At 67.4% G+C, this 11,255-nt stretch carries 8 protein-coding genes; 7 read left to right on the top strand and 1 reads right to left on the bottom strand.

The window, feature by feature from the left end:
* Nucleotides 1-96: 96 nt before the first annotated feature.
* The gene (locus tag HMJ39_RS07685) at nucleotides 97-1,011 is read right to left on the bottom strand and encodes an alpha/beta fold hydrolase (protein WP_194296830.1); all 915 of its coding nucleotides are present in this window, start codon (nucleotides 1,009-1,011) and stop codon (nucleotides 97-99) included.
* 75 nt (nucleotides 1,012-1,086) lie between these two features.
* Here HMJ39_RS07685 and HMJ39_RS19145 point away from each other — a divergent pair, with 75 nt between their 5' ends.
* The 7 genes from HMJ39_RS19145 to HMJ39_RS07650 all read left to right on the top strand — a co-directional run bounded on the left by HMJ39_RS19145 (nucleotide 1,087) and on the right by HMJ39_RS07650 (nucleotide 11,113).
* The gene (locus HMJ39_RS19145; protein ID WP_194296829.1) at nucleotides 1,087-2,889 is read left to right on the top strand and encodes a M61 family metallopeptidase; all 1,803 of its coding nucleotides are present in this window, start codon (nucleotides 1,087-1,089) and stop codon (nucleotides 2,887-2,889) included.
* Nucleotides 2,890-2,893: 4 nt separating this feature from the next.
* Nucleotides 2,894-6,766 carry an ATP-dependent RNA helicase HrpA gene (gene hrpA, locus HMJ39_RS07675; RefSeq protein WP_194296828.1) on the top strand — a complete coding sequence of 1,291 codons (3,873 nt, stop codon included), beginning with the start codon at nucleotides 2,894-2,896 and terminating at the stop codon, nucleotides 6,764-6,766.
* Between the two features lie 159 nt (nucleotides 6,767-6,925).
* Nucleotides 6,926-8,056 (top strand): beta-ketoacyl-ACP synthase III, encoded by a 1,131-nt coding sequence (locus tag HMJ39_RS07670; RefSeq protein WP_194296827.1) that lies wholly within the window; start codon nucleotides 6,926-6,928, stop codon nucleotides 8,054-8,056.
* 161 nt (nucleotides 8,057-8,217) lie between these two features.
* Nucleotides 8,218-8,490 carry an HvfA family oxazolone/thioamide-modified RiPP metallophore gene (locus tag HMJ39_RS07665; RefSeq protein WP_161386195.1) on the top strand — a complete coding sequence of 91 codons (273 nt, stop codon included), beginning with the start codon at nucleotides 8,218-8,220 and terminating at the stop codon, nucleotides 8,488-8,490.
* A gap of 15 nt (nucleotides 8,491-8,505) precedes the next feature.
* The gene (locus HMJ39_RS07660) at nucleotides 8,506-9,366 is read left to right on the top strand and encodes an HvfB family MNIO-type RiPP peptide maturase (protein WP_194296826.1); all 861 of its coding nucleotides are present in this window, start codon (nucleotides 8,506-8,508) and stop codon (nucleotides 9,364-9,366) included.
* Nucleotides 9,366-10,136, top strand: coding sequence for an HvfC family RiPP maturation protein (locus tag HMJ39_RS07655; RefSeq protein ID WP_306801214.1), 771 nt, complete (start codon nucleotides 9,366-9,368; stop codon nucleotides 10,134-10,136). Before HMJ39_RS07660 ends, HMJ39_RS07655 begins: the two co-directional genes overlap by 1 nt.
* 80 nt (nucleotides 10,137-10,216) lie before the next feature.
* Nucleotides 10,217-11,113 (top strand): MlaA family lipoprotein, encoded by an 897-nt coding sequence (locus HMJ39_RS07650; RefSeq protein ID WP_256245832.1) that lies wholly within the window; start codon nucleotides 10,217-10,219, stop codon nucleotides 11,111-11,113.
* Nucleotides 11,114-11,255: the final 142 nt, after the last annotated feature.

Genomic DNA, 11,255 nt, shown 5'->3' with positions numbered 1-11,255 from the left:
ACCCAACCCGTTGGGGGTTGAGTCCGGATAGGAGAGACGGTATCTACAGTAAAAGGATGCGGTAGGAGCGACTTCAGTCGCGATCCGGCGCCGCTGTCACAACCGCCGGTTCAGCCACTCCAACAGTGTTTGGCGGACCTCCGGGGCGCAGTAGTCGTTGAGAATCTCGTGGCGCCCCTGGGGGCAGTCGAGCCGCTCCAGGGGCAGGCCGCGCCGGCGCAGCGCCTTTTCCAGACGATCCATGCCCTTGCCACCGCCGCTCATGGGGTCCTCGCGACCGCCCAGCAACAGCACTGGCAAGTTCGCCGGCAGCGCCGCCAGGCCCTTGCCGGACTGAATGCGCGCCAGCGCCGAGACCAGCGCCACCCAGGTGGCGTTGGTGCACTGGAAGCCGCACTTGGGGTCCTCGATGTAGGCGGCCACCTGGGCCGGGTCGCCGCTGAGCCAGTCGAAATCGGTATGCGCGTCGGGCACGCTGCGCGCCCAGGCGCGGAAGGTGAGGGTGTCGATCAGGTTGCTCTGGCCGCGCGGCCCCTGGCGGCGCTGCTGCCAGCGCAGCACCGGCAGCAGCGACCGGTAATAGGCGCCGGCGTGGTAATCGCTGCCGCACAGCACCACGCCGTCGAGCCGGTCGCCGAAACGTTCCGCGCCGGCCAGGGCCAGAAACGACCCCATGCTGTGGCCGCCCAGCACCAGCGGGCCGGGATGGCGCTCGGCCACCGTGTCGATGACCCGCTCCAGATCCCCCATGACCTTGTCCCAGCCATTGTCATCGGCGAAATGGCCGGGCGGATCGGCGCCGTCCATGCTGATACCGTGGCCGCGATGGTCCGGGCAATACAGGTTCCAGCCGTGTTCGGCGAGGATCTCGCCGAGCGCCTGGTAGCGGGCGCCGTGCTCGGCCATGCCGTGCAGCCAGATCAAGGTGCCCAGCGGTTCGCTGGCGAGCCATTCGTGCACGCCGATGGTGTGGCCGTCGGCGGCGCCGATAACAAAGCAATCCGAAGTCATGGTTTGACGGGTTCCCCTGAAAGAGTGCTGAACATGTATCATGACGGGCCTCTTGTCGCCAGTTAAGGAGTCGGTGTGATTCATTACCGGATTCGTCCGCTCAGACCGGAAGCCCATCTGTTCCAGGTCACCCTGACCGTGGCCGAGCCCACGCCGGAAGGCCAGGGCCTGACGTTGCCGGCCTGGATTCCCGGCAGCTACATGATCCGCGATTTCGCCCGCCATATCGTCAGCCTGGAAGCCCGCGCCGGCGACCGGCCCCTGGACGTGGCCAAGATCGACAAGCAGACCTGGCAGCTGCCGCCGGTGGACGGACCGGTGACGGTGGACTATCAGGTCTACGCCTGGGATCTGTCGGTGCGCGGCGCGCACCTGGATACCACCCATGGCTATTTCAACGGCCCCTGCGTGTTTCTGGCCGCCATGGGTTTCGAGGACCAGCCCTGTGAAGTGGACATCGAGGCCCCGGCCGGCGCCGCCTACGGCACCTGGAAGCTGGCCACCGGCCTGGAGCGGGTGAGCGGGCCGGAGCTTGGCTTCGGCCGCTTCCGCGCCGAGGACTACGACGCGCTGCTCGACCATCCGGCGGAGATGGGCGATTTCGACCACGCCGAATTCGAGGCCTGCGGGGTGCCCCACCAGGTGGTGCTCAGCGGTCGTCATCGGGCCGACATGGCGCGTCTGTGTCGGGATCTGCGGCCGATCTGCGAGCACCACATCAAGCTGTTCGGCGAACCGGCGCCGATGAAACGCTATGTGTTCATGACCCTGGTCACCAACGGCTACGGCGGCCTGGAACATCGCAACTCCACCAGCCTGATGAGCCCGCGCACCGATCTGCCCCTGCGCACCGACGCGCCGAACAAGGTTCGCGACGGTTATCGTAGCTACCTGGGCCTGTGCAGCCACGAGTATTTCCACACCTGGAACGTCAAGCGCATCAAGCCGGAGGCGTTCACTCCCTTCGACCTGCGCGGCGAGGTGCACACCGAGTTGTTGTGGGCCTTCGAAGGCATCACCAGCTATTACGACGATCTGTCCCTGGCGCGCACCGGCCTGATCAGCCCGCAAAGCTACCTGGAACTGCTGGGCCAGACCCTGACCCGGGTGTATCGCGGCCAGGGCCGCTTCAAGCAGACCGTCACCGAATCCAGCTTCGACGCCTGGACGCGCTTTTATCAGCAGGACGAGAACGCGCCCAACGCCATCGTCAGCTACTACGCCAAGGGCGCGCTGATCGCCCTGGCCCTGGATCTCACCCTGCGCCGGGAAACCAACGACGAGAAAAGCCTGGATGATCTCATGCGGTTGCTGTGGCAACGCCACGGCCAGACCGGCCAGGGCGTGCCGGAGCAGGGCATCCGGCCGTTGGCCGAGGAAGTGGCCGGCACCGATCTGGGCGATTTCTTCGACCTGGCCCTGTACCGCACCGAGGACCTGCCCCTGGAAGAGCTGCTCGCCGAGCGCGGCGTGACCTTGAATTGGCGGCCGGCGGAAGGGCACGGCGACAATGGTGGCAAACCGGGTGGCAAATCAGCCGGTCACGCGCCGGTGCACCTGGGCGTGCGCGTCGCCGCCGATCCGGTCGGGGCGCGCATTCAGGTGGCCTATGAGCAGGGCGAGGCCATGGCCGCCGGCCTGTCCGCCGGCGATGTGATCATCGCCGTGGACGGCATCAAGGTGGACGCCGCCGGTCTGGACACGGTGCTGGCCGGTTACAGCGAGGGCGAGCGGGTGGAGGTGCACGCCTTCCGCCGCGACGAACTGATGCGCTTCACCGTCGACCTGGCGCCGTCGGAACCGACCACCGCCTGGCTGAGCCTGGACGGCGATGTGCTTAACGACAAGGGCCGCGCCTGGCTGCTCAATCGCCGCTAACTACATGACCGAAACTTCATTACAGGATCTTTACCAACGGTTGGCCCAGGCCCGCGCCGGGGACCGGCCGCGCCTGAAAAAACGCCTGGATGGCCTGAGCCGGCGTTTCAGCGAGCACGGTCGTGACAAGGTGGCCGCCGCCATCGACATCTCCGTGGCCGCCCGGGAGCGGCGCCGTGGGTTGCTGGCGGCGCCGCTGCAATGGCCGGACCTGCCGGTGGTGCGCCACCGCGAGGAGCTGGCGGCGGCGATCCGCGATCACCAGGTGGTGGTGGTGGCCGGCGAAACCGGCTCCGGCAAGACCACCCAGCTGCCCAAGATCTGCCTGGAGCTGGGACGTGGCGTGGACGGCTACATCGGCCACACCCAGCCGCGCCGGCTGGCGGCGCGCTCGGTGGCGGCGCGGCTGGCCGAGGAGCTGCACACCCGGATCGGTGAGAAGGTGGGCTACAAGGTGCGCTTCAGCGAGCAGGTGGGCGAGGACAGCCTGATCAAGCTGATGACCGACGGCATGCTGCTCAGCGAGATCCAGAACGACCGCTTCCTCAATCAGTACGACACCCTGATCATCGACGAGGCTCACGAACGCAGCCTCAACATCGATTTCCTGCTCGGCTATCTCAAGCAACTTCTGCCGCGCCGCCCGGACCTGAAGGTGATCATCACCTCGGCGACCATCGACCACGAACGCTTCGCCGAGCACTTCGACGGCGCTCCGGTGTTCGAAGTATCCGGGCGCACCTATCCGGTGGACATCCGCTACCGGCCGCCGGAAGGCGACCGGGACCTGGGCCCCCAGGTGGAGGACGTGCTGCGCGAAATCCAGCGCGACGAGCGCCGCGACGGTCCGCCGGCGGCCCGGGACGTGCTGGTGTTCCTGAGCGGCGAGCGGGAAATCCGCGACGTGCACCATCACCTCAAGCGCTGCGATTTCCGCGATACGGAACTGCTGCCACTTTACGCGCGCTTGAGCGGCGCCGAACAGCAGCGGGTGTTCTCGGCCCACCGCGGGCGGCGGGTGGTGCTGAGCACCAATGTGGCGGAAACCTCCCTTACGGTGCCCGGTATCCGCTACGTGATCGACGCCGGCACCGCCCGCATCAGCCGTTACAGCGTGCACTCCAAGGTGCAGCGGCTGCCGGTGGAACCGGTGGCCCAGGCCAGCGCCAATCAGCGCGCCGGCCGCAGTGGCCGGCTGATGCCGGGCATCTGCTTCCGTCTCTACGACGAGGATGACTTTCTGCAGCGGCCGGAATTCACCGATCCGGAAATCCAGCGCACCAATCTGGCGGCGGTGATCCTGCAAATGTCGGACCTGCGCCTGGGGGCGGTGGAGGACTTCCCGTTCATGGAGCCGCCGGATGGTCGGCTGATCCGTGACGGTTACCGGCTGCTGGAGGAGCTGGGTGCCCTGGACGGCAAACGCAAGCCCACGCCCCTGGGCCGGCAACTGGCGCGTTTCCCCCTGGACCCGACCCTGGCGCGCATGGTGGTGGGGGGCGCCGACAAGAAGGCGCTGCGCGAGGTGCTGGTGATCGTCGCCGCCCTGGCGGTGCAGGACCCCCGCGAGCGTCCCCGGGACAAGCAGCAGCAGGCGGACCAGGCCCACCAGCCGTTCGAGGACAAGGACAGCGATTTCCTGTGGTTTCTGAATCTGTGGCACTGGGCGGAGGAACAGCGGGAGGCGCTGTCGCGCAACCAGTTCGAAAAGGCCCTGAAGAAAACCTTCCTGGCGCCGTCGCGCATGCGTGAATGGCGCGATACCCATCGCCAGTTGTTGCTGCTGGCCCGGGACCAGGGCTGGACGCTGAACCGGGAGCCGGCGGAGTACGAATCCATTCACCGGGCCCTCCTCACCGGCCTGCTGGGCAATGTGATGCAGCGCGGTGAGGAGGGCGAATGGCTTTCCACCCGCAACCGCAAACCGCTGATCTGGCCGGGCTCCACGCTGAGCAAACGGGCCGGGAAGAAGAACGGCGCCCGCTGGCTGATGGCCGCCGAGCAGGTGGAAACCAGCCGGCTGTTCGCCCGCTGCGTGGCGCGCATTGAACCGCAATGGGTGGAGCAGGAAGCGGCGCACCTGATCAAGCGCCAGTACTTCGAGCCGCACTGGTCGAAGAAACGGGGCTGCGTGATGGCCAAGGAGCAGGTCAATCTGTTCGGGCTGATCCTGGCGTCCGGCCGGCGGGTGAACTATGGCCCGCTGGATCCGCCCCTGGCCCGGGAGCTGATGATCCGCGAGGGCCTGGTGGACGGCCAGCTGACCCGGGAGCCGCCGTTCGTGAAGGCCAACCGGGAACGCCTGGAACGGCTCGAGGACATGGAGCACAAGCTGCGCCGGCGGGACATCCTGGTGGACGAGGAAGCCCGCGTGGCGTTCTACGACCAGCGGTTGCCGGACGGGCTGTACACGCTCACCCACCTGGAGACCTGGTACCGCAAGGAGGCCAGCGATGGGCAACGCCAGGCGCTGCTCATGGACGACGACTTCCTGCTGTCGCGCAGCCCGGACCTGCGCGACGACGCCTTCCCCGACCAGCTCGATCTGGACGGCCTGACCCTGCCTCTTGAGTACAGCTTCGACCCCACCGGTGACACCGACGGCGTGACCCTGGTGGTGCCGGTGGCGGCCCTGGATCAGGTGCCCGAGGAGCGGCTCGACTGGCTGGTGCCGGGCCTGCTGCGTGAAAAGCTGGAGGCGCTGATTCGCGGCCTGCCCAAGGCGCGCCGCCGGCATTTCGTGCCGGTGCCGGACTACGTCAATGCCTTGATGGAAGCCCTGGCCCCGGACCGGCCGCTGCTGCCGGCCATGACCCGGGAGCTGCAGCGCATGACCGGGGTGCGGGTGGAGCAGGAGGAATGGCCGGTGGAACGGATTCCCGACTACCTGCGCATGAATCTGCGGGTGGTGGACGGTGACGGCGCCACCCTGCGCGAGGGCCGCGACCCGGCGGCGCTGCGCCGGGCCTTCGCCGACCAGGTGCAGGCCGCCGCCGAGGCCCCGGCCCACCGGGAGCCGGACCCGGAGGGGCGTGACTGGTGCTTCGGCGCCTTGCCGGAGAGCGAGGAGCTGGAGCAGGGCGGCGTGCGCCTGCGCTACTACCCGGGCCTGGAAGACCGGGGCGAGACGGTGGCGCGGCGGCGCTGGTCCGACGCCGAGGAGGCGGCCTGGCACCACGGCTACGGGTGCGCGCGGCTGGCGCTGCTGGCCCTGGGCGACCAGGTGCGCGCCCTGAAGCGTTTCGCCGGCCAGCAGCCGGGCTTCCAGAAGCTCAAGGCGGACAAAACGGACCTGGGCCGGCACGGCCTGGAGCGGGTGCTGCTGCGCCTGGCCGCCGATCACTTTCGATTTCACGCCGAGCCGGTGCGCGCCGAGGCGGACTGGCGCGCGCGCTTCGACGGCGGGCGCGGCGACTTCGTGACCGCCGCGGAGAAGGCCCTGGGCGAATACGGCCGGTTGTTCGCTGTTTACCGGGGCGTGATGGGGCGCCTGGAGAAGAATTTTCCGCTCGCCTGGGCCCACGCCCACCGGGATCTCAAGACCCAGCTCGCCGACCTGTTCGGCGGCGATTTCCCCCTGGCGGTGGAGGCGGACTGGCTGAGCGAATACCCCCGCTACCTGGCGGCGGTGGAACAGCGCCTGGACAAGCTGGCCGGCCAGATCGGTCGTGATCGCGCCCTGGTGGCGGAGTTGGAGGACTTTCAGGAACGCTACCGGCGCCGCGCCGGCGACGCGCCGCCCTGGCGGCAGCCACTGGCGTTGCGCCTGTTCCGCTGGATGATCGAGGAATACCGGGTGAGCCTGTTCGCCCAGCCCCTGGGTACCAAGGTGACGGTGTCCGCCAAGCGGCTCAACAAGCAGTGGGAGGCTTGCTGAGCGGCGGCTACGATGCCGTGCGATGACACTGTTGTAGGAGCGACTTCAGTCGCGATCCGGGTCATGCCCTTTGCGCCGGACCTGTCATATCCGGATAATTAACTTATTTACTGTCGCGGCGTTCCCTTTTCAGAACGCCCTTTGCGCGAGGACAGGCTTGTGACCCATTCCGTAGTAATCAGCGGTACCGGACTCTGGACGCCGGAACAATCGATCACCAACGACGAACTGGTGGCCTCCTTCAATGAGTACGTGGACCGCTACAACCGCCAGCACGCGGCGGCCATCGAAGCCGGGGAAATGGAAGCCCTGACGCCTTCCAACAGCGCCTTCATCGAGAAGGCCTCCGGCATCAAGCAGCGCTTCGTGCTCGACAAGGAAGGCATTCTCGATCCGGACCGGCTGTGCCCGACCATCCCCGAGCGCGGGGACGACGAACTGTCCGTGCAGGCGGAAATCGCCGTGAAGGCGGCCCGCCAGGCCTTGGACAACGCCGGCCTCACCGCCGACGATCTGGACGCGGTGCTGGTGGCCTGCTCCAACATGCAGCGCCCGTACCCGGCCATGGCGGTGGAAGTGCAGGAAGCCCTGGGCATGGGGCACGGCTGGGGCTACGACATGAACGTGGCCTGCTCCAGCGCCACCTTCGGCATCCAGGCCGGCGTCGATGCCATCCGCAACGGCTCCGCCCGCCGCGTGCTGATGGTCAATCCGGAAATCTGCTCCGGCCACCTGGCCTGGGAAGACCGCGACTGCCACTTCATCTTCGGCGACGTGAGCACCGCGGTGATCCTGGAACGGGCCGAGGACGCCACCAGCGACAATCAGTGGGAAGTGCTGGGCACCCGGCTGCAGACCCGATTCTCCAACAACATCCGCAATAATTTCGGTTTCCTCAACCGCGCCGCCCCGGAAGGCGTGGGCGCCCGCGACAAGCTGTTCCGCCAGGAAGGCCGCCGCGTGTTCAAGGAAGTCTGCCCGATGGTGGCCGAGCAGATCACCTCCCACCTCAGTGACCTGGAAGTGCCGGTGGCGCAGGTCAAGCGCATGTGGCTGCACCAGGCCAACCTGAACATGAACGAATTCATCTCCCGGCGTGTGCTGGGCCGCGAGGCCAGCCGCGAGGAGGCGCCGGTGATCCTGGACGACTACGCCAACACCAGCTCCGCGGGCTCCATCATCGCGTTTCACAAGCACAACGCGGATCTGCCGGCGGGCACCAAGGGCGTGATCTGTTCCTTCGGCGCCGGCTATTCCATCGGCAGCGTGGTGGTCGACCGGTTGAAATAACCCGGCGACCGCCCCGGCCGGCGAGCCGTCTTTTTTTGGCGATCTCCACGTAACCTTTACTTGATTCGTGCATCCATGGGTGACGCGGCGCCGATAACGGGCCGCGCGACACAATAATGTTCATACATCCGTAAGCACTACCGTTTTTCAGGAGATCCATCATGGCTAAGCAAACCAAACTGAATCCTTTCGCCGCCACCCTGGGCGCCGCCGTGGTCGCCTCGGCCATGTCCGTGCCGGCCGTGCAGGCCGCCGAGAATCCGTTCGGCGCCACCGACCTGGCCAGTGGCTACCAGCTCGCCGATAACCACGGCAAGGACGCCGAAGGCAAATGCGGTGAAGGGTCCTGTGGCGAGAAATCCTCCGATAAGTCCACCGAGGGCAGCTGCGGTGGCGACAAGTCCTCCGAAGGCAGCTGCGGCGGCCAGGGCTGACCACGGAGCCGAATGATGACGGCTTTCCCCGTGACCGGTACCGGTCTGGGGTTGCGGCGGGCCTTGATGGGCCCGCTGTCCAACGCCCCGGCCCCGCCGGTGGATTTTCTGGAAGTGGCGCCGGAGAACTGGATTCCCATGGGCGGCCGGCTGGGCCGTGACTTCCGCGCGCTCACCGAACGCTTTCCCTTCGTCACCCATGGCCTGAGCCTGTCCCTGGGCGGGCCGGAGCCCCTGGATTTCGAGTTGCTGGGCGACATCAAGACGTTTCTCGCCGAGCATCGAATCCGGGCCTATACCGAACATCTCAGTTACTGCGGCGATCACGCCCATCTCTATGATCTGATGCCGATTCCGTTCACCGAGGAAGCGGTGCACTACGTGGCGGACCGCATTCGCCGGGTGCAGGATTTTCTCGGCCAGCGCATCGCCATCGAGCATGTCAGTTATTACGCCACGCCGCCGGTGCGGGAAAGCGCCGCCCTGAGCGAGCTGGCGTTCGTGCGCGCGGTGCTGGAGGAGGCCGACTGCGGCCTGCTGCTGGACGTGAACAATGCCTACGTGAACGGCATCAACCACGGCTACGACGCCGCCGATTTCATTCGCGGCCTGCCCGGCGAACGGATTTTCTACGTGCACGTGGCCGGCCATTTCGACGAAGCCGAGGACCTCAAGGTGGACACTCACGGCGCCCCGGTGATCGATCCGGTGTGGCGTCTTCTGGAGGTGGCCTATGAGCGCTTCGGCGTCCTGCCTACCTTGCTGGAGCGGGACTTCAACTTCCCGCCGTTCGACACCCTGTGTGACGAGCTGCGCCGCATCGGCGACACCCAGCAACGGCACGGCGGCCCGGCGGCGGCCATGCGGAGCGCCTGATGGAACCGGAATTCCAACGCATCCAGCGGCGCTTCGCGGCTCACCTGCGCGACCCGGAGCGCCACGCCGCCCCGGAGGGCATCGAGGAGCGCCGTCTCGCCATCTACCGCAATCTGTTCTTCAACAACATCAACGGATTTCTGGAGAAGGGGTTCCCGGTACTGCGGGCGCTGTACGCCGAAACGGACTGGCGGCGCCTGGTGCGCGCTTTCTTCGACGGCCACGCCTGCGCCTCGCCGTACTTCCTGGATATTCCGGAGGAATTCGTGGGCTTCCTGGCCGATGAATACGCGCCCGGCGAGGCCGACCCGCCGTTCCTGGCGGAACTGGCCCACTACGAGTGGATGGAAGTCGTGCTGGAGACCAGCCGCGAAACCCGGCCCACCGGCCAGATCCGGCCCGATGGCGACCTGCTGCGCGGCGTGCCCTGTTTGTCGCCGCTGCACGTGACGTTGCGCTACCAGTGGCCGGTGCACCGCATCGGCCCGGATTACCGGCCGCAAGCGCCCCCGGAAGAGCCGGTCTGGCTGCTGGTCTACCGGGACGCGGAGGAGCGCGTGGCGTTCATGGAAATCAACGCGGTGACCGCGCGCCTGCTGGCGCTGATCGCCGCCCATCCGTCGCTGAGCGGCGAGCGGGTGCTGGCTCTGCTGGCCGAGGAAATGGCGCACCCGGATCCCGACGCGGTGCGCGGGTTCGGCGCCGATTTGCTCGCCGGCCTGCGCCAGCGCGGCCTGATTCTGGGGACCTGGCTCACCGAACCGGCATGAACGGCGGCGGGGCGGTTGCTCTCCGTGCCATGGGGCCCGCTATAATGCGCCGACCCTGACCGCTTAAGAAGGACTCCGCCGTGCGTTTATGGATTTTCGCCCTATTAGGGGCCTCCCTGGCTGGCTGCGCCCATTCCCCCGCCGAATCGGAACCGGCGCCGGAACCCGGTGCCGCCGAACAGGCCTCGGCCCAGGCCCAGCGCCAGGGCGACCCGGTGGCGGACGACGCCATGGGCGGCCAGGCGGCGGTGGCCGCCAGCGCCGGCGACTCGGACTGGGGCGAGGCGTCCACGCCGTTTTCCCGGGGCAGCGCCGGGCAATTCGAGGAACGGGACCCCTGGGAAGGCTTCAACCGCAAGATCTTCGGCTTCAACGACTTCGTCGACCGCTACGCCATCAAGCCCGCCGCCAAGGGCTACCAGTGGATCACCCCGCAATGGCTGGACGACACGGTAACGCGCTTTTTCAGCAACCTGGGTGACATCGGCGACAGCATCAACTATGTGCTGCAGTGGCGCTGGGGCGAAGCCGGCAGCAACCTGGGCCGCTTCACGGTGAACACCACCCTGGGCATCGCCGGCCTGTTCGACGTGGCCAGCAGAATGGACCTGAACAATTCGGACACCAACCTGGACGTGACCCTGGGGCGCTGGGGCGTGCCGTCCGGCCCCTACCTGGTGCTGCCGATCCTGGGGCCGTCCACGGTGCGCGACACCGGCACCCTGTACCCGCGCTCCTACCTGTGGCCGCCCACCTACATCGAGGACGACCTGACCCGTTACAGCGTGGCCGCGCTGTACGGCATCGACCTGCGCGCGGACCTGATGGAACTGGAGCGCAACATCGTCGGCGACCGCTACACCTTCATCCGCAACGCCTACCTGCAGCGCCGCTTGGTACAGATCAAGGGACAGGACGCCGCCGCCCCGGCGCTGCCGGATGAGGACCCGGAGCTGGAAAGCAACGAAGGCTGGTGATTGCCGCCCGATCCTCGGGCGTCCTGCGTCGGTGGGAGCGCCGCCCGGTCGCTCCTACAGCCGCGCATGACGCTACCTCGTAGCGTCTCGTCGTGGTCCCCCTTCCGGGACCCTGTCAAACAGGATGTTTGACCGGGAGTCT

The organism is Alloalcanivorax profundimaris (assembly GCF_015265435.1).
Classification (GTDB): domain Bacteria; phylum Pseudomonadota; class Gammaproteobacteria; order Pseudomonadales; family Alcanivoracaceae; genus Alloalcanivorax; species Alloalcanivorax profundimaris.
The sequence above is the reverse complement of the archived record's forward strand: the minus strand, read 5'-3'. Positions and strand labels throughout refer to the sequence as shown.

What these genes read in the sequence shown, in the direction of transcription:
- HMJ39_RS07655 (WP_306801214.1), top strand. Translation starts at nt 9,366, where the DNA reads ATGGAACCGGAATTCCAACGCATCCAGCGGCGCTTCGCGGCTCACCTG.
- HMJ39_RS07660 (WP_194296826.1), top strand. Translation starts at nt 8,506, where the DNA reads ATGACGGCTTTCCCCGTGACCGGTACCGGTCTGGGGTTGCGGCGGGCC.
- HMJ39_RS07685 (WP_194296830.1), bottom strand. Translation starts at nt 1,011, where the DNA reads ATGACTTCGGATTGCTTTGTTATCGGCGCCGCCGACGGCCACACCATC.
- HMJ39_RS07665 (WP_161386195.1), top strand. Translation starts at nt 8,218, where the DNA reads ATGGCTAAGCAAACCAAACTGAATCCTTTCGCCGCCACCCTGGGCGCC.
- hrpA (WP_194296828.1), top strand. Translation starts at nt 2,894, where the DNA reads ATGACCGAAACTTCATTACAGGATCTTTACCAACGGTTGGCCCAGGCC.